The 17,550-nt window shown below is 64.1% G+C and carries 14 protein-coding genes; 8 read left to right on the forward strand and 6 right to left on the reverse strand.

The annotated features are described in order from the left end of the window. Window positions 1–44: 44 nt before the first annotated feature. Together NED97_RS10050 and rocF are read right to left on the reverse strand one after the other, a co-directional pair. Window positions 45–1,214, reverse strand: coding sequence for an NAD(P)/FAD-dependent oxidoreductase (locus tag NED97_RS10050; RefSeq protein WP_252490549.1), 1,170 nt, complete (start codon window positions 1,212–1,214; stop codon window positions 45–47). Window positions 1,215–1,388: 174 nt separating this feature from the next. Next, on the reverse strand, window positions 1,389–2,321 hold the full coding sequence (gene rocF / locus NED97_RS10055) for an arginase (protein ID WP_252490550.1): 933 nt from the start codon (window positions 2,319–2,321) through the stop codon (window positions 1,389–1,391). A 96-nt stretch (window positions 2,322–2,417) separates the two neighbouring features. Here rocF and NED97_RS10060 point away from each other — a divergent pair, with 96 nt between their 5' ends. From NED97_RS10060 to NED97_RS10070, 3 genes are all read left to right on the forward strand, one after another. After that, window positions 2,418–3,098 carry a metal-dependent transcriptional regulator gene (locus NED97_RS10060; protein ID WP_252490551.1) on the forward strand — a complete coding sequence of 227 codons (681 nt, stop codon included), beginning with the start codon at window positions 2,418–2,420 and terminating at the stop codon, window positions 3,096–3,098. A 150-nt stretch (window positions 3,099–3,248) separates the two neighbouring features. Further along, window positions 3,249–4,178 (forward strand): ZIP family metal transporter, encoded by a 930-nt coding sequence (locus NED97_RS10065; protein ID WP_252490552.1) that lies wholly within the window; start codon window positions 3,249–3,251, stop codon window positions 4,176–4,178. Window positions 4,179–4,315: 137 nt separating this feature from the next. Continuing rightward, entirely contained in the window at window positions 4,316–4,846 is a 531-nt protein-coding gene (locus tag NED97_RS10070) for an Rrf2 family transcriptional regulator (protein ID WP_252490553.1), read from the forward strand. A 60-nt stretch (window positions 4,847–4,906) separates the two neighbouring features. On the opposite strand, the gene gyrA is transcribed toward NED97_RS10070, so the two are convergent. Together gyrA and gyrB are read right to left on the reverse strand one after the other, a co-directional pair. Beyond that, window positions 4,907–7,393, reverse strand: coding sequence for a DNA gyrase subunit A (gyrA, locus tag NED97_RS10075; RefSeq protein ID WP_252490554.1), 2,487 nt, complete (start codon window positions 7,391–7,393; stop codon window positions 4,907–4,909). Window positions 7,394–7,561: 168 nt separating this feature from the next. Beyond that, entirely contained in the window at window positions 7,562–9,493 is a 1,932-nt protein-coding gene (gene gyrB / locus NED97_RS10080; RefSeq protein ID WP_252490555.1) for a DNA topoisomerase (ATP-hydrolyzing) subunit B, read from the reverse strand. A 328-nt stretch (window positions 9,494–9,821) separates the two neighbouring features. Between gyrB and NED97_RS10085 the strand changes: the two genes are divergently transcribed. The 4 genes from NED97_RS10085 to NED97_RS10100 all read left to right on the forward strand — a co-directional run bounded on the left by NED97_RS10085 (window position 9,822) and on the right by NED97_RS10100 (window position 13,942). Then, on the forward strand, window positions 9,822–11,060 hold the full coding sequence (locus NED97_RS10085) for an NRAMP family divalent metal transporter (RefSeq protein WP_252490556.1): 1,239 nt from the start codon (window positions 9,822–9,824) through the stop codon (window positions 11,058–11,060). Between the two features lie 115 nt (window positions 11,061–11,175). Continuing rightward, window positions 11,176–11,955 (forward strand): sulfite exporter TauE/SafE family protein, encoded by a 780-nt coding sequence (locus tag NED97_RS10090; protein ID WP_252490557.1) that lies wholly within the window; start codon window positions 11,176–11,178, stop codon window positions 11,953–11,955. 91 nt (window positions 11,956–12,046) lie between these two features. Then, a complete protein-coding gene (locus NED97_RS10095) occupies window positions 12,047–12,472 on the forward strand; it encodes a universal stress protein (RefSeq protein ID WP_252490558.1) in 426 nt (141 codons plus the stop codon). A 222-nt stretch (window positions 12,473–12,694) separates the two neighbouring features. Then, complete coding sequence (locus tag NED97_RS10100) at window positions 12,695–13,942, forward strand: hypothetical protein (RefSeq protein ID WP_252486925.1); 1,248 nt, start codon at window positions 12,695–12,697, stop codon at window positions 13,940–13,942. A gap of 57 nt (window positions 13,943–13,999) precedes the next feature. Here the strand turns inward: NED97_RS10100 and NED97_RS10105 are convergent, their stop codons facing one another. Together NED97_RS10105 and NED97_RS10110 are read right to left on the reverse strand one after the other, a co-directional pair. Next, window positions 14,000–15,481, reverse strand: a complete 1,482-nt coding sequence (locus tag NED97_RS10105; RefSeq protein WP_252486926.1) for an amidohydrolase family protein — start codon at window positions 15,479–15,481, stop codon at window positions 14,000–14,002. Window positions 15,482–15,564: 83 nt separating this feature from the next. After that, window positions 15,565–16,326, reverse strand: a complete 762-nt coding sequence (locus NED97_RS10110) for a helix-turn-helix domain-containing protein (RefSeq protein WP_252486927.1) — start codon at window positions 16,324–16,326, stop codon at window positions 15,565–15,567. Window positions 16,327–16,458: 132 nt separating this feature from the next. Between NED97_RS10110 and NED97_RS10115 the strand changes: the two genes are divergently transcribed. Further along, the gene (locus tag NED97_RS10115) at window positions 16,459–17,508 is read left to right on the forward strand and encodes a potassium channel family protein (protein WP_252486928.1); all 1,050 of its coding nucleotides are present in this window, start codon (window positions 16,459–16,461) and stop codon (window positions 17,506–17,508) included. The last annotated feature ends 42 nt before the right edge of the window (window positions 17,509–17,550 follow it).

A 17,550-nucleotide genomic window follows, 5' to 3' on the forward strand; every position in this document is an offset into this window, starting at 1 on the left:
ACGACGCGGTAAAACGGAGTGCGGGCGAAACGGCGGAACGGCGACTACAGCGAGGACCAGGACTTACGAGCCCGGTTCCAGGAGGTGATGTCGGCGATCCAGCGCGCGGCGATGAGCTTCTTCAGATTCTTCGCGGGTACGCCGCCGAACGTGTCGACGGGAAGCGAGAGTCCGAGCGCCGGCTTGACGCCGTGGGCGACGGCCTCCTCGCCGACGGAGACGACGGTTCCCTTGTCCTCGAACTCCCAGGTCTTCAGCGGGCGGTTCTCGATGGCGCGGCTGATGTTCTCGCCGGCGACCTCGGCGGCCTGCCAGGCGGCCTGTGCGGTCGGCGGCGCGGGCTGGTCGCCCTGATCGACGATCGCCGAGTCGCCGATCGCGAACACGTTCTCGGCTGACGTCTGGAAGTTCGCGCCGGCGTTGACGCGGTTGTGTTCCTTCTCGAGGTCGGCGCTGTCGAGCGCGTCGCGACCCGTGATCCCGCCGGTCCAGACGAGCACGTCGTGTCCGAGTGGGTCGCCCTCGTCGAAGTGGATGACGTCGTCGTCGGCTTCCGTGATCGGGTCGTCCGTGTGAATCTGGACGCCGGCGTCCTGGAGCAGGTCGCGAAGCGCCTGCTGGATCTCCGGATCGTTACCGGGGAAGATCTCGTCGAGTGCCTCGACGAGGTGGATCTCGAGGGGTGCACGGTGCTTGTCGCGGAACTCCGCGATTTCGCCGGCGGTCTGGATGCCGGACAGGCCGGCGCCGCCGATCACGATCTGTGCCGGATCGCCGCGCGTGGCGTCGCGACTCGCCTGCTTGACCGCCTCGTGAATCTCGACTGCGTCGTCGAGGCTCTTGAGCGTCAGCGAGTGGTCCTCGAGACCGGGAATGCCGTAGTAGGCGGTCTGGCTGCCGAGTCCGACGAGGACGTAGTCGTAGTCGACGTCGTCCCCGTCGGCGAGTTCGACGACCTGCTCGTCGGTGTCGAGCCCCGTAACCTCGTCCTGAATGAACTGGGTCGACGGCTCCGCGATATCGTCGACCGGGATCGTGATGTCCGAACGGACGTTCGGGTCGCGGATCACGCGGTGAGACTCGTGGAGAACCAGGTGATAGTCGACGTCCGCGATCCAGGTTAGCCGCGCGTTACCCTCGAGCTCCGATTGGAGCTTTGTGACCGCACCAGCACCGGCGTATCCGGCACCGAGCACGACGACGTTCTCTGCCATACCACACACTCTGAAACACTCCGATACAAAGGTGTTGAAACAGGAACCCGCGTGCGTGACGTTACCACGGTCAGAACCGGCTGCGTTCGCTTGGCGGCGCGTCGCGAGCTATAATAACCACTGAAAGTCGGTGCACGATTGCACGACGGCTGTGCGATCGGTGTGGAAACCGTTTCAGTTGGTACTATCGAGGATGCGCTTTCCGAACGCACTCGCCGTGAGTTCGGCCGCGAGCGTCGCCGTCTCGTTTCGTTCGTCGAGGATCGGATTCACCTCGACGACGTCCATCGATCGAAGGACGTCCTCCCGGTCGTGGCGGACCGAAACGGTCTCGAGCGCCGAGTGGGCCTCGCGGTAGGTGACGCCGCCGCGGACGGGCGTGCCGACGCCGGGTGCGGTCTTCGGGTCGAGCCAGTCGAGGTCGAGACTGACGTGAATGCCGTCGGTTCCGCTCGTCGCGACGTCGAGTGCTTCCTCGACCACACTCGTGATCCCGCGCTGGTCGATGTCGGACATCGTGAAGGCCGTCATCTCGCTCTCGCGAACGAACTCGCGCTCGCGCTCGTCGATACTTCGCAGGCCGACGTAGACGATCGACTCCTCGCGGACGGCCGGCGCGTGCGCCCACTCCATTTCGCCGAACGATCCGCGGCCGAGCGCCGCGGCGAGTGGCATCCCGTGGACGTTACCGCTGGGCGAGATCTCGGGCGTGTTGAGGTCCGCGTGCGCGTCGAACCAGATAACGCCCAGTTCTCCCGTCCGGGACGCCCCGCCCATCGAACCGATCGCGACCGAGTGATCGCCGCCGAGGACAAGGGGGAACTCGCCGTCGGCGATCGTCTCCGCGACCCGGTCCGACAGGCGCGAACAGACGTCCCCCACCTCCCGGAGGAACTTCGCGTTCCCCTCACTGGGCTGTGATGCGTCCGGGTCCCGCTCCTCCGCGCGCGGAATGAGCAGGTCGCCCGAGTCGACCGACTCCACGCCCGCACCCTCCAGTTTGTCGGCCAGTCCCGCGTACCTGATCGCTGACGGTCCCATGTCGACGCCACGGCGGTTCGCCCCGTAGTCCATCGGTGCACCGATAATCCGGACTGTCTGTCCCATACGTTACCATCCACGGGAACCGTTTTGGTCGTGCTGATTCGCTCGCGGAATCGACGCCGATAGATTTAGGGTTAGACGGTTCTAAATCCGACCGAAATGATGCTGAGCGACGTGATGGAAGACTACCTCAAAGCCATCTATCAGCTCCAGCAGGGCACCGACGACCGGATCAAGACCTCAGCGATCGCCGACGAACTGGACGTCACGTCGCCGACGGTCACCAGCATGCTCGAGAAGCTCGAGGATCGCGGGTTCGTCGACCGCAAGAAGTACCGCGGCGTTACCCTCACCGACGAGGGCGAGACGGTCGCCCTCGAGGTGATCCGCCACCACCGTCTCCTCGAGTCCTACCTGACCGAGCACCTGGACTACGACTGGTCCGAGGTACACGAGGAGGCGGACCGCCTCGAGCACCACATCAGCGAGGACTTCGAGGCACGCGTCGCGGCCGCTCTCGGCGAACCGGAGGTCGACCCCCACGGCTCGCCGATTCCGGGCGCCGACCTCGAGCCACCCCAGCGGCCCGACGGCGAATCCGTCACCGAGTTCAGCGAGGGCGACATCGTCGTCGTCGAAGAGGTTGCGGATCGCGACCCGGAAATCCTCTCCTACCTCGCCGAACACGGCGTCGAACCCGGTGTCGAGCTCGAGATCGTCGAAGTTGCACCGTTCGGAATGGTGACGGCCCGATCGAGTACGGGCGAGGAACCGGTATCGCTCCCGGAAACTGTCGCCCATCACGTCCGAGTCGCGCGTCCGGTCGATATCGAACACTGACTCGAGCGGAATTGTTCCGGCGGCGAGCGGAACTCCGACGAACGATATTAGATTAGTCTTAGTCGAACGGTGTATGAGAAAGATATATAATTAGATGCGTCTAATGATGGGCAATGAGTCAGCAACGCGAATCGGTCGGGGTGTCACGCGGTGACCGATGAGTTGCCGATACACGAACAGGTACCCCAGTGGGTTCTCGCCGTCGCGCCGCTCGGCGTTTTGGCCCTCGTGATCGGACTCCTCGTCATCACCTCTCCGTTCGGCGACATCGACTCGATGGCGGACGCCGGTACCGTCGATATCCTCTGGATGCTCACGATCATCGGCTTTCTGGCCGGTGTCGTGCCGGTCGCGATCGGGATGCTCTGGTTCCCGTTTATCCGTGCACTGGATTACCGGCTCATCCACGCGTTTCTCGCGCTCTCCGCCGGTGTTCTCGTCTTCATCGCCTTCGAAATGACCGGGGAGGTCATCGACTACGGCGGCGAACTCGAGAGTGCATCGCTCGGAGTGGCCGCTGCAGTCGGGGGGGTTGGCGCCACGTTCGGCATCATGTACCTGCTCAGCAAGTGGCGCCAGCGGACGATGGTGACGGGGGCCGAAAAGAGCGGCCTTCACGTCGCGTACCTGGTCGCCATCGCTCTCGGCCTTCACAGCATCGGCGAGGGGCTCGCGATCGGGACCGCGTTCGTCCTCGGTCGGGGCGAACTCGTCATGCTTCTGGTGATCGGGTTCGTCATGCACAATATCATGGAGGGGCCGACCGTCGTCGCGGCGGTCGCTCGAGACAGGACGAGTCCGCCGCTTCGACACTTCGCGGTCATGGGCCTGCTCGCCGGCGGCCCGGTCATTCTGGGCGGCTGGCTCGGTAGCCTCGCCAGTTCGGCGCTGCTCGCGGTGGTCTTTTATGCCGTCGCAATCGGAGCGATCTTACAGGTACTGGTCGAACTCGTCGAACTCATCCGATTCGACGCCGAAGCCATCGTCACGCGCCTCAACGCGATCACCTTCTTCGTCGGGGTCGTGCTCATGTTCATCCTGGAAGACGTCGTCGTCGAGGGGTGGGTGCTCCCGGGTTGAGCTGGTTTCGGTCACATACCAGCTTCGAAGAAAGCGGGAATGGAAACTGATTACCGTGTCGGGCGGCCAAACCCTAATCGAGCGAATGTCCCGGCCTACCCGTCGGGTTTAAGGAAATCAATTACGAAGAATACAGCATGTCATCAATTGAACTCACCCCCAGTCAGAAGAAGATCCTCCGCGCATTGACGAACCTCCACAAGAAATCGGAGGACGCAATCAAGGGGGAAGATATCGCCGAACAGGTAGATCGTAACCCAGGGACCATCCGCAACCAGATGCAGAGTCTCAAAGCGCTCCAACTGGTCGAGGGTGTACCCGGACCGAAAGGTGGCTACAAGCCGACCGCCGCCGCCTTCGAGGCCCTCGAGATCCAGCAGATGGACGACCCTGCCTCGGTCCCTATCGAGCACGAGGGCGAACCCGTCGAGGGCGTCATCGTCGAGGAGATCGACCTCTCGAGCGTCCATCATCCCGAACTCTGCCGCGCCGAGATCCACATGCAGGGAACGGTCGACATTCAGGAGGGTGATTCCGTCACCGTCGGTCCGACGCCGCTCTCGAAACTCGTCATCGAGGGGACCCTCGACGGCAGAGACGACACGAACAACATTCTCATTCTTCGGATCGACGACATGGCCGCGCCGGCCGAGGAGCCGAACCACTGACTGGCGGGCTTCAGCGACCGATTCTCCTCTCGAATCGAGAAATAGACGACGAACGCGCGATCAGTTCGATTCGACGGTCTCGTTCTCGTCGGCCACGGAGGCCGCCGGTAGCACGTCGACGCTAGCGACGGCGTCGCCGTCTTCGACGTCCATCACGATCACGCCCATCGTGTTGCGGCCGACCGACGAAACCTCGTCGGCGCGCGTGCGAACGATCTGCCCGCGTTCGCTCATCAACACGAGATGGTCGTCCGCGTCGACCGCCTTCACGGCCGTCACGGGGCCGTTTCGACCGTCCGTCTTGATGTCGATCAGTCCCTTTCCGTACCGGGACTGGGTGCGATACTCCGAGAGCGGCGTTCGCTTGCCGTAGCCGTTCCGGGTGACGGTCAGCAGCGCCTGTTCGTCGCCCTCGTCGGTCGCGACCAGTCCGGCGACCGCGTCGTCGTCCGAGAGTTTGATCCCGTTGACGCCGCGGGCATTGCGTCCCATGGTGCGAACCTCGGCCTCGTCGAAGCGGATCGTCATCCCGCCCTCGGTCGCGATCACGAGATCCTGAGAGCCATCGGTTACCTCGACGTCGACGAGTTCGTCGCCCTCCTCTAGGTCGGCGGCGATGATACCCGTCGAGCGGATGTTATCGAAGTCCTCGCCGGCGGTTCGCTTGACGTAGCCGTTCCGGGTGGCCATCGTCACGCACTCGTCGTCGCCGAACGCGTCGGTGTCGACGATCGCCGTGATATCCTCGCCGGCCTCGAGATCGAGAATGTTGACTGCGGACTTGCCGCGAGCGGTACGACCCATCTCCGGGATCTCGTAGGTCTTCAGCTGATAGACCTTGCCGTGGTTCGTAAAGCACAGCAGGTAGTCGTGGGTGTTCGCCCGGAACACGGAGGCGACGCGGTCGCCTTCCTTGACGTCCGCGCCGATGATCCCCTTGCCGCCTCGACCCTGGGGGTCGAACCCGTCGATCGGCATCCGCTTGACGTAGTCGTCTTCGGTCATCACGACGACGACCTCCTCCTCCGGGATGAGGTCCTCGTGGGTGACCGTCCCCTGGTCCTCGATGATCGAGGTCCGGCGGTCGTCGCCGTACTCGCCTTTGATCTCGCGGAGTTCGTCCTTGATGACCTCCAGCAGTTCCGACTCGCTCTCTAAGATCTCCGTCAGCCGTTCGATCTCCGCCTGGACCTCCTCGTACTCCTCGTCGATCTCGGCGGCCTCCATCGAGGTGAGGCTCCCGAGTTGCATCCGGACGATGTGTTCGGCCTGGTCCTCGGAGAAGCCGAACTCCTCGCGCAATCCGGCTCTGGCGGCCGACCGGTCCTCGCTGTTGCGGATCAGTTCGACGACGACCTCGGCGTTCTCGACGGCCTTCAGCCGCCCCTCGAGGATGTGTGCGCGATCCTCGGCCTCGGCGAGGTCGTACTCGCTGCGCCGACGGACGACCTCGCGTCGGTGGCTGACGTACTCCGACAGAGTCTCCTTGAGCGAGAGCACCCGGGGCTGGTCGTCGACCAGCGCGAGGTTGATGATGCCGAACGTCTTCTCGAGGTGGCTCTCGAGCAGTTTGTTCTTGACGACCTCGACGTTCGCGCCGCGTTTGAGTTCGATGACGACCCGAACGCCGTTGCGGTCGGACTCGTCGCGAAGGTCGGTGATTCCCTCGAGTTCGCCCTCGTTGACGTCCTCGGCGATGCGCTCGACGAGGCGGGCCTTGTTCGCCTGGTAGGGGAGTTCGGTGACGACGATTCGCTCGCGGCCCGACTTCCACTCCTCGACCTCGAACTCGGCGCGGACGCGGACCCGTCCGCGGCCGGTCTTGTACGCCGAGTAGATGGCGTCGCGACCGACGATGTTCGCACCCGTCGGGAAGTCCGGCCCCTTGACGTGGTCCATCAGGTCCTCGACCGTGGCGTCGGGGTTGTCGATCAACTCGATCGTCGCGTCGATCACCTCGCCTAAGTTGTGCGGCGGGATGTTCGTCGACATCCCGACCGCGATTCCCGAGGAGCCGTTCACGAGGAGATTCGGGAACGCCGCCGGCAGTACGTCGGGTTCCTGCAGTCGATCGTCGTAGTTCGCCGAGAAGTCGACGGTATCCTTGTCGATGTCCTCGAGCAGCTCCTCGGAGACGGAGGCCATCCGGGCCTCCGTATATCGGGGCGCTGCGGCCGGATCGCCGTCCATCGAGCCGAAGTTCCCCTGGCCGTCCACGAGGGGATAGCGCATCGAGAAATCCTGGGCCATCCGGACCAGGGTGTCGTAAATCGCGCTGTCGCCGTGGGGGTGGTAGTCACCCATCGTCTCCCCGACGATCGAGGAGGATTTGCGGTGGCTCGAGCCCGAACTCACGCCCATCTCGTGCATCGCGTAGAGGATGCGTCGGTGGACGGGTTTCAGGCCGTCCCGGACGTCCGGGAGGGCGCGGCCGGCGATGACGCTCATCGCGTAGTCGATGTAGCTCTGCTCCATCTCGTCCTCGATCCGGACGGACTCGATCGATGCCGCCTCGATGTCCGTCGGATCGGGTACTTCCGAACTCATGTGTTCACTGTGTTTCGTGGTTGGTTGGCAAGTGTTGCATCCGTGAGCGAGTTCGCGACGCGAACTCGCGAGCGGGCCGACGACCGACCCGAAGGGAGGGATGAGGCTTTTCATCGACGTTTTGCCGAGGGTGCGCCTTGGCGCACCCGCAGAGCAAAAGGTCGATCGTTAGATGTCGATCCACTCTGCCTCGGGTGCGTGGTCCTTGATGAACTGCTTTCGCGGTTCGACCGCGTCGCCCATCAGCACGGAGAACATCTTGTCCGCCGCGGCCGCGTCCTCGACGGTGATCTGCTTCAAGATTCGGTTGTCCGGGTTCATCGTCGTCTCCCAGAGCTGTTCGGGGTTCATCTCGCCGAGTCCCTTGAACCGCTGGACCTGGGTCGGGTTGCCGTCGCACTTCTCCTCGACGATCCGATCACGCTCCGCGTCGGTCATCGCGTCGTAGGTCTCGCCGCGGTAGCGGATGCGGTACAGCGGGGGCTGGGTCGCGTAGACGTAGCCGCCCTCGAGCAGCGGCCGCATGTGCCGGTAGAAGAACGTCAGCATGAGGGTCCGGATGTGGGCCCCGTCGACGTCGGCGTCGGTCGCCATGATGATCTTCTTGTACCGGACGTCGTCGATGTCGAACTCGTCGCCGATCCCCGCGCCGATTCCGGTGATCATGCTCCGGATCTCGTCGTTCTCGAGGATGCGATCGAGTCGGTGTTTCTCGACGTTCAGGATCTTCCCCTTGATCGGAAGCACCGCCTGGAACTCCGGATTCCGGGCCTGTTTTGCGCTGCCACCCGCGGAGTCACCCTCCGCGATGAACAGTTCGGCCTCCTCGGGATCTTTCGTCTGGCAGTCCGCGAGTTTGCCCGGCAGCGAGGTGGACTCGAGTGCCGACTTCCGGCGCGTGAGCTCCTCCGCTTTCTGTGCGGCCTTGCGGGCCTTGGCGGCCTCGACGGCTTTCATTACGATCGCCTGAGCCGTATCCGGCTGTTCCTCGAAGTAGGTGCCGAGGCGCTCGTGCATCGCGCTCTCGACGATTCCTCGAACTTCGGAGTTGCCGAGTTTGGTCTTCGTCTGGCCCTCGAACTGCGGGTCGGGGTGTTTGACCGAGATCACCGCGGTGAGCCCCTCGCGGATGTCCTCTCCCTTGAGATTCTCCTCGATGTCGCCGAGCAGGTTGTGCTCGTTGGCGTAGTCGTTGACGACCCGGGTCAGGGCGGTCTTGAATCCGGTGAGGTGGGTCCCACCCTCGCGCGTATTGATATTGTTTGCGAAGGCGTGGATCGACCCCTGCAGGTCTTCGGTCGCCTGCATCGCTACCTCGACCTGGATGCTCTGATCCTGGTCTTCGAAGTAGATGACGTCGTCGTGCATCACCGAACGCGTCTCGTTCAAGTACTCGACGAATTCGCGGATGCCGCCCTCGTACTCGTAGGTCTCCTCGACGTACGTGCCGTCTTCCGTCTCCTGTCGCTCGTCGCGGAGGTTGATACGGACGCCCGAGTTGAGGAAGGCCAGTTCGCGCAGTCGGTTCGAGAGCGTCGAGAACGAGAAGTCGATGGACTCGAAGATGCCCTCGTCAGGCCAGAACTGGATCTGCGTTCCGGTCTCTTCGTCCGGCTCCATATCGCGAACCCGCTCCATGTCGCCGACGGGTTCGCCGGCTTCGAACTCGTGGCGGAAGACGCCGCCGTCGCGTTTGACTTCGGCCTCGAGTCGCTGTGAGAGGGCGTTCACGACGGAGACGCCGACACCGTGGAGTCCACCGGAGACCTGGTAGGACTTGTTGTCGAACTTGCCACCGGCGTGAAGGACGGTGAGAATCACCTCGAGTGCGGGTCGATCGTACTCGTCGTGCATATCGACGGGGATTCCGCGGCCGTCGTCCGCGACGGTCACCGAACCATCGGCGTTGATGGCGACGGTGATGTCGTCACAGTGACCGGCGAGGGCCTCGTCGATCGAGTTGTCCACCACTTCGTAGACGAGGTGATGGAGCCCTCGAGTATCGGTAGAACCGACATACATCGCTGGGCGTTTTCGGACAGCTTCCAGCCCCTCCAGGACCTGGATCTGTCCGGCGCCGTACTCGCTTTCCTGGGACATGAGAAACCTGCTTTCGGATAGCGCCTGGCTATTTATAAAACTTCGCGTACGCGCGCGAGCGCGCCAAAACGCGACCGAACGTATCGGGACTGAGTACGTTCACGTCGAATTAACACTCCCTTTCAATATAATTTTCTCGGAAACATACGACATCTCAAGCTCTCCGCTCAAACAGGTCCGCGTCGTTCGTTCTGGTAGATTCGCTACAGCAATCTACAACAACCGTTCGCCGGTCGATCGTCGCCAATTTCGGACGGCTACGCCGCGTCCGGAAGCGGACTCGAGTCGGACGATCCGGTCTCGGCACGGTTTCGGAGATTACGCACCCATGGAAGAAACCAGCTCTGTTGCGGACGTTCCGTTTAGTAAAGCGAAGGGAATGGTCCACCAGTACGGACTCGGGCTCCTGTTTGCAGCGAACATCTTCGGGGCGGGATCCGTATACATTCTGACCGAGGCAGGCGTTGTGTTCGGGTTCGGCCTGCTCTGGGTGTTACCCCTCGGACTCGGCGTCGGACTCGTCATGCACGAGATGTCCGCTCGACTGGCGGCCAAAGATCTGCCGCTGATGGACTACATCAGAGACGTCATCGGGCCGACGGCTGCGAAGCCGTTCGCGCTCGGTATCGCGTTCATCATGCAGTTCTGGAGCGTCGCGAACTACGCACTCGCGGGCGCCGCGTTCGTCTACCTCACGCCGCTGACGAACCTCTACGTCGGCATTATCCTTTCCGCAGCACTCGGGATCTCGCTCGTCGAACTCCGAGTCTACAGTCGCATCGAAGGCGTCATCGCGGCGCTCGTGCTCGCGATCTTCGCCTCGTACGTCGTCATCGTCGCGAACCTGGAGCCCTCGCTCGGCGCGGTTGCGACGGGGTTCGTTCCCGGCGTCGTCCGGGAAATCGAGTACATGACGATGATCATCGCCCTACTCGGGACGACCGTCTACTATCCCAACTTCTTCATCCAGACGAGCATGAACGGCGAGAAGGACTGGGATCTCGTCTCCCGATACCGTCGCGATCATACCGTCGGCCTGACCGCGGTAATCGCGCTCAGCGTGGCCGTGATCGTCGCCGCCGCGATGACCGTTCCCGAGGTGGCGCTCACACTTACGGCGCCGGCCGAGCCGCTTGTCGAACTGATCGGGCCGTGGGTACTCGGCGTCTTCGTCCTCGCGGTGGGTGCAGCCTCGTTCACCAGCGCAACCGGGACGCTGTTCGCGGCCGGGTTCATGGTTCCGCAAGCCTACGAGATTTCCACGCAGTTCGGTGACCTTCACTTCCGACGAACCGTCCACTTTCTGATCGGACTGTCCGTCGTCCTCGCGATCCCGATCCTCGCGTTTACCGACTTCACACCGGTCAGACTCGCGCTTCTGATGCCCGCCGTCAACGGCGTCGTCGGGCTGCCGATCACCGCACTTGCGCTGTACGCGGCAGTCAATCGCTACTTCGAGCCGACCCTCTCGGAACAGGCGCTCTTTCTCACGGCGGTCGTCCTGATGTTCCTCACGTCGATCGTGACCGGGCAATCGCTCGTACACTCGATCCTCGAGTTGATATAACCAATGACCGACAGCGGACGACCACGGTCGTGGACGACTCGACCGCTCTCGAGCGACAAACAACAGCGTTAGGGGTTCCGAAACGCACATCCGGATCACGCAGGTACCAAATCAGATGCTGAATATCCCCTTCGGGCCCTCGCTCGCACTGTTACTCGTCTGCATCGCCTTCTTCTCCGGCGTCGGAATCACGACGATCGGACCCGGCGGCATCTTCGTGACGATCGCTCTCTACTCGCTCACGACGCTGCCCTCGAGTCAGGTCGCCGGAACGGCTCACGCGACGTTCATCGCCACGGGGCTCGTCGGCAGCGTCGCGTACCTCTACTCGGGGGAGATGCGGACCGGCGAGGGCCGTGCGATCGCGATCGTTCTCAGCCTCTCGAGCATCGCCGGCGCGCTCGCCGGCGCCTACCTGAACACGTACGTCCCGCGTGCGGTCTTCGGAGCGCTCCTCGGCGGCGTCTCGATGGCCGTCGGCGGGATCATCCTCTACCGGGAGCGACGCGGGTTCACGCCGCTCGCCGATCTCGAGGCGCTGACGCGATCCGGACAGTTCGCGCTCGCCGGCCTCGGGTTCGTCCTCGGCGTCTGCAGCGGCCTGCTGGGAATCGGCGGCCCCGTTCTCGCGGTCCCGGCGCTCGTGCTCGTCGGCGTCCCGATGTTGCTCGCCGTCGCGGTCGCCCAGGTACAGTCGATCTTCATCGCGACGTTCGCGACGGCCGGATACGCCCTCCAGGGAAACGTCCTGCTTCCGGTCGCGATCGTCGTCGGCGCGCCGTTGCTGCTCGGCGTCGTCGCCGGCTGGAAGATCGCACACGTCGTCGATCCCGCGCGACTGAAGGTCACGCTCGGGGTCGTCCTTCTGGGCGTCGGACCGTACCTCGCGCTGTGAGTGGGAACGAGTCGGGCGACGATCCCTTCGACTGCCCCGCGTTGCCGTTCAGGTACCAGACTGAAGGAGGGGTGGACCGTTACGGTCAGTTATGACACGGCGCATCCTCGTCCCGTTCGACGGCTCGGACCCCGCTCGGGAGGCGCTCGAGTACGCGCTCGAACTGTTTCCCGACGACGAGTTCCTCGCGCTGACCGTCGTCGACACCTCCGCCGCGCCGTTTATCCCGAACACCGCCTCGCCCGAGACCAACGACGAGTTGCAAGCGATGTTACGGGAGGCCGACGAGGAACTGACCGAAGCGCGGCGGATCGCCGACGACGCCGACGTGGACCTCGAATCGCTGACGCGGGTCGGTTCACCCGCCCAAGAGATCGTCGACTGCACCGAGAGCGAGTCGATCGACCACGTCGTCATGGGCAGTCGCGGCCGCTCGGGCGTCACGCGGATCCTGCTCGGTAGCGTCGCGGAGGTCGTCGTCAGGCACTCGTCGGCGCCCGTGACCGTCGTTCGGTGACGTCGACTCGAGATCCCAGGCTCCTCGGAGGAACGTCCTCGAGCCGTCGTCCGGAACCGGTGCGCGGAGGCCGACGCTCGAGCGACGGCGACGTACGATCGAACGGGGCAGTGATCGGCCGCTCCGCCGACCCGCCCGTCGGTCGCCGTCGTTTCACTCGTCGAGAAAGTGGATATTGCCGGCCCAATTCACTTCCACCCGCGTTCCGCTAGTAGGATCCGAATGCTACCGTTCGTGGCTCTCATCGTCGGAGTTCTCGCCGTCGTGATCGTCCTCGAGGTCGCCTCCTACACCTCTCTCAAACGGATCCCGTCGGTCGCGACGGAGGAGTTCCCGGAGATCGACCGCGAACTCCTCGACAAGTTCAGCAGTTACGACGCCGAACTGGGCTGGTGTCCCCAGCCGAACCGCGAGAAGCAGAAGGACACCGGCGATCACCTCCCCGGCGAGGAGGTTCGCAGCGTCGTGACGTACTCGACCGACGAGTACGCCAGCCGCGTCTGTCCCGCGAAGGAACGGGACGAAAACGCCGACGTGACGGTCTCGACGTACGGCGACTCCTACTGCTTCTGCCGGGAGGTCGACAACGACGAGACCTTCCAGCACTACCTCGCCCAGGAACTCGACACGCACGTCGGCAACTACGGCGGCGGCAACTACGGCCTCGATCAGGCGCTCATGCGCCTCGAGCGCAAGTACCCCGAGGACCGGACCGACTACGTCTTCATGGTCGTCACCGCCTCCTCGATCGCGCGGATCCTCTCGGTGTGGAAACACTACCAGGAGTTCGGCAACATCCTCGCGGTCAAACCCCGATACACGCTCGAGAACGGCGCGCTCGAGCGCATCGAGAGTCCGGTCGACGAGAAGGAGGACCTGCTCGACCTCGAGTCGAAGGCGGACTTCCTGCGCACGCACGATTTCCACTACGATCACTGGTTCAAACCACACCATGCAACGTTCCCGTACGCGTCCGACTTCCTCGACGACGCCGAGAAGATCCGGTACGCGCTGTACGAGGCCGGAATCGAGTTCGAGAAACGAACCGGTAAACCGATTCCCGGAATCGACTTCGACCAGGCGCAGACCCGGTCGGCGCTGCGGATGGAGCAGCCGCGGGTGCGGTACCACGAGCGGCTGTTCGACACCCACGAACCCCTGTTCGACGCTCTGATCGAGGAGTTCGTCGACTACGGCGACGAACAGGAGTTCACGCCGGTGTTCGTGATGGTTCAGCAGCTTCGGTACGCGAAGTACGAGTCCGAACACGGCCCCATCTACGGTGACCTGATGGACCGCCTCGACGACCGGTACGACGACCTCGAGACGATCGACATGGCTCGCCACCTCGATCCCGACGACGGCGTCGAGTCGCTGTACGTCGAGCGCGGCGAGGGCGGCCACTACAGCCCGGAGACGAACCGGGAAATCGCGAACGTGCTGGCCGAGGTCGTCGACGAGGACCGATAGCACTTCTCGGAAGCCGTCTCCACCGTGGTCCTGGTCGATTCTCGCAGAGATTCCGATTTAGTCGTCTCCCAGGCCGCTTTCCTCCAGAACCCGCCGTCCGGAGCGGCCGAGTCGATCCCGCTGCTGTCGTGCGGGTTCGTTGTACAACTCGCCCTTCCGCTTGACGACGCGACCGTCGACGAGCACCGTGTCGACGTTGGCGACGCCCGACTGGAAGACGATCGTTTCGATCGGGTCGTGGACCGGCGTCGTGTTGATATCGTCCGTCCGAATCAGCGTGATGTCGGCCCGCTTCCCCGGGGTCAGAGAGCCGATTTCGTCCTCCAGGCCGATGGCTCGAGCGCCCTCGATCGTCGCGAACTCGAGGGCCTGGTGCGCGGTGAGTGACAGTTCCCCCACCTGCTCGCCCGCCTCGACAGTCGACTGGTTGTCGAGCGCGCGCTGGACCTGCAGCGCCGTGCGGGTCTGAGTGAACATGTCACCGCTGACGTTCGAGACGATGTCAACGCCGATCGACGGAACGCCGCCCGCGTCCAGGGTTTCCCGAAGCGGCGGCATCCCCATTCCCATCTGCATCTCCACCTCCGGGGTTATCGACACCGACGCGCCGGCGTCGCCGATCAGCTTGAACTCGTCCTCGGCGAGTCGGTTGCCGTGGACGAAGTTGAGGTCGTCGCCCATCAACCCGAGTTCCTCGAGCGTCTCGACGCCGCCCGGGCCGAGCGAGCCGATGTGCATGGACGCGGGAACGTCGAGTTCGCGGGCCAGTTCGATGTCGTGGGCCACGACTTCGTCGGTCGAGTAGTCGGGGCCGCGGATCCCCATCGCGAGGGTGAGGAGTCCGTCGTTCGCGGGGAACCGCTCGTCGTGGAGCCGCCGGATATCGTCGGGATGCGGTTCCGTGCTCTCCTCCCACCAGGTGTCGCCGTCGTCGCCCGGCGGACCGTGGGCGAACACCGCCCGAACGCCGGCGTCCTCGAGGCCGTCGATCGCCCGGTTCGTGTGTCCCGGCGAGTTCGCGATGTGAAACCAGTCGAGGACGGTCGTCGTCCCGGCGTTCAACTGCTCGAGCGCGCCGAACAGGTTGCCGATGTAGGCGTCGTCGGGAGTATAATGACTGCTGATCTCGCCGAGCATCGTGTCGAGGTACTCGAGGAACGACCAGTCCCCGGCGATCCCGCGAACGCCCGCCTGCCAGGTGTGCAGATGAGCGTTGACGAAGCCGGGACACACGATCGCGTCGCTCGCGTCGATCGTTTCCACGCCGCCGGCGTCGATATCGCGTTCGACCCGCTCGATCCGCCCGTTCTCGACGAGCACGTCGGCGTCCCGGAGGACCCCGAGTTCCGGATCGACGGTCACGACCGTCCCGTTGCGGATCAGTACGCAGTCGGACGCTTCGCTCTCGTCGTCGTCCGCCGATCGCTCGGCGGCCGCGCCGGTGGACGCGAACGCCACTGCTGCCAGGGCAGATCCGCCGGCTCCCAGATAGTTTCGTCTCGATACGCCGGATCCGTCGCCGCTATCGTCGGTTCGCATGATCGATCTCCGGATCGTCGTAGCGGCCGCTCCCGGGTGGAATCTCGTTTGGAATATACCAACCGGCAGCCGGACGGGCTCCGCTAATCGTCGTCTCCGGTCGGCACCGGTCCCGTCGTCGGTGTTCTCTTCGTGTTCGAGAGGAAACTCCTGGCAAGCCACGCTTCGGCCCGGGTCAGTCGGTACTGGAGGGTCGACGTCGGGATGCCCTCCGCGTCGGCAATCTCCTGGAGGGACAGCCGCCGCGGCGCGTCGTAGTAGCCGTGTTCGACGGCGAGTTCGAGCGCCTCGCGTTGCTCGTAGGGGAGATCGGAACCCGTTACGCGATCGGCGTCCCACTCGACCGGCCGACTGATGCGCTCGAACGCGAGCTCGAGTCCGTCGCGAAGATTCCGCTCGAGTTCGTCGTAGATCGCGCTCATCGCCGTGTCGTCCTCGGCGAGGAGTCGCCACCGGTACTCACTCCCGTGCTGTTCGGCCCTGCACAGCACGCCGTCACCGAGGTGTTTCGCCGCGAGATACGGGATCGACCGACAGCCGTCGCCTTCCGACTGGCGCGAGTAGATGAGTCGGCTCGTCGGGCGTTTCGCGAGCGTTTCGCACGTCCAGTCGACGTGACAGCCCCCCATCCCTCGAATACTCGAGCAGCGCTCGATCCCGTCGAGTCGCTCGTCGTACGCCTCGAGCGCGTCTCGGGGCCCGGTTACCTCGTCCACCCGCCACATCGTGTCTTCGCTCGCGTGACAGGAGACCGTCTGGGCGTACAGTCTCGGATGCTCGATGAAGACGTCCATCAGGTGGTCCGCGCCGCGCTCGTAGACGACCGTGAACGCAAACTCGCGCATACGCATCGACTCGCGAACGAATTACATGAACGTACCGTCGCGGTCCGTCGACGGTCGGTTCGCGGATCGACCGAAAATCCCACGCAGTGACCGGGGTATCGTTGACGGGGCTGGGACGCGTACCACGAGAAAATGCGACCGCTGTATCTCGCGATCGGGATCGTCGTGCTGGTGGCCGTGATCGTCGACATCATCTGGACGACCCTCTGGGTCGACGGGGGGTCCGGGCCGCTCTCGGGTCGATTGACGACGGGAATCTGGCGCGGGCTCCGAATCGTGAGCGGCGACCATCCGAAAGCGCTGAGCGTCGCCGGTCCGCTCATTCTCGCGCTCACGCTCGCGATGTGGATCGCGCTGCTCTGGATCGGCTGGACCTCCCTCTTCGCCGGCGACGAAACGGCCCTCATCAGCACGCAGACCGGGGAGGCCGCCGACTGGTCGGGCCGGTTCTACTACGTCGCCTACACGATGTTCACGAACGGGAACGGCGATTACACGCCGGTGGGGAGCGTCTGGGAGATCGTGAGTTCGTTCACGACCGCCACCGGAATGGCGTTCATCACGCTTGGGGTCTCCTACGTGCTTACGGTTCTCGGCGCCGTCTCGGACAAGCGAGCGTTCGCGAACAGCGTCACCGGCCTCGGCGAGCGAAGCGAAGCGTTCGTCCGGGCCGGCTGGACCGACGAGGAGTTTCGCGGCCTCGACCTGCCCGTGGAATCGCTCGCCTCGGACCTCTCTCACCTCGCGGATCAACACAAAGCCTACCCGATCCTCCACTACTATCACAGCGAACGCGCCAAACGCGCCTCGGCGATGGCCGTCCCGATCTTCGACGAAGCCCTGACGCTCTTTCGCTACGGCGTCGAGGAAGACGCCCAGCTCAATCCAGCGCTGGTCGAGAACGCCCGGTCGAGCACGGACAGCTACCTCGACACGCTCGAAACCGCGTTCATCGATCCGTCCGACGAGGTGCCGCCGCCGCCGGATCTCGACCGGCTCCGCGAGGAGGAGATTCCGACCGTCGACGACGACGAGTTCGAGGACGCACTCGAGGATCTGACGAAGCGCCGGAAGAACCTCTTGGGCGTCGTTCGCGCCGACGCCTGGCACTGGCCGTCGATCGAGGGTCGGGAGTCCGTTCCGAGACCGGAGGACGCTGACGAGGAGAACGACCCGCAGTAGTTTACTTTCACTGCGGTAGCACACACCTTTTACCCCCGCCGT

The organism is Natronococcus sp. CG52, from assembly GCF_023913515.1.
GTDB lineage: Archaea > Halobacteriota > Halobacteria > Halobacteriales > Natrialbaceae > Natronococcus > Natronococcus zhouii.

What these genes read in the sequence shown, in the direction of transcription:
- NED97_RS10050 (WP_252490549.1), bottom strand. Translation starts at nt 1,214, where the DNA reads ATGGCAGAGAACGTCGTCGTGCTCGGTGCCGGATACGCCGGTGCTGGT.
- rocF (WP_252490550.1), bottom strand. Translation starts at nt 2,321, where the DNA reads ATGGGACAGACAGTCCGGATTATCGGTGCACCGATGGACTACGGGGCG.
- NED97_RS10060 (WP_252490551.1), top strand. Translation starts at nt 2,418, where the DNA reads ATGATGCTGAGCGACGTGATGGAAGACTACCTCAAAGCCATCTATCAG.
- NED97_RS10070 (WP_252490553.1), top strand. Translation starts at nt 4,316, where the DNA reads ATGTCATCAATTGAACTCACCCCCAGTCAGAAGAAGATCCTCCGCGCA.
- gyrA (WP_252490554.1), bottom strand. Translation starts at nt 7,393, where the DNA reads ATGAGTTCGGAAGTACCCGATCCGACGGACATCGAGGCGGCATCGATC.
- gyrB (WP_252490555.1), bottom strand. Translation starts at nt 9,493, where the DNA reads ATGTCCCAGGAAAGCGAGTACGGCGCCGGACAGATCCAGGTCCTGGAG.
- NED97_RS10085 (WP_252490556.1), top strand. Translation starts at nt 9,822, where the DNA reads ATGGAAGAAACCAGCTCTGTTGCGGACGTTCCGTTTAGTAAAGCGAAG.
- NED97_RS10090 (WP_252490557.1), top strand. Translation starts at nt 11,176, where the DNA reads ATGCTGAATATCCCCTTCGGGCCCTCGCTCGCACTGTTACTCGTCTGC.
- NED97_RS10095 (WP_252490558.1), top strand. Translation starts at nt 12,047, where the DNA reads ATGACACGGCGCATCCTCGTCCCGTTCGACGGCTCGGACCCCGCTCGG.
- NED97_RS10100 (WP_252486925.1), top strand. Translation starts at nt 12,695, where the DNA reads ATGCTACCGTTCGTGGCTCTCATCGTCGGAGTTCTCGCCGTCGTGATC.
- NED97_RS10105 (WP_252486926.1), bottom strand. Translation starts at nt 15,481, where the DNA reads ATGCGAACCGACGATAGCGGCGACGGATCCGGCGTATCGAGACGAAAC.
- NED97_RS10110 (WP_252486927.1), bottom strand. Translation starts at nt 16,326, where the DNA reads ATGCGCGAGTTTGCGTTCACGGTCGTCTACGAGCGCGGCGCGGACCAC.
- NED97_RS10115 (WP_252486928.1), top strand. Translation starts at nt 16,459, where the DNA reads ATGCGACCGCTGTATCTCGCGATCGGGATCGTCGTGCTGGTGGCCGTG.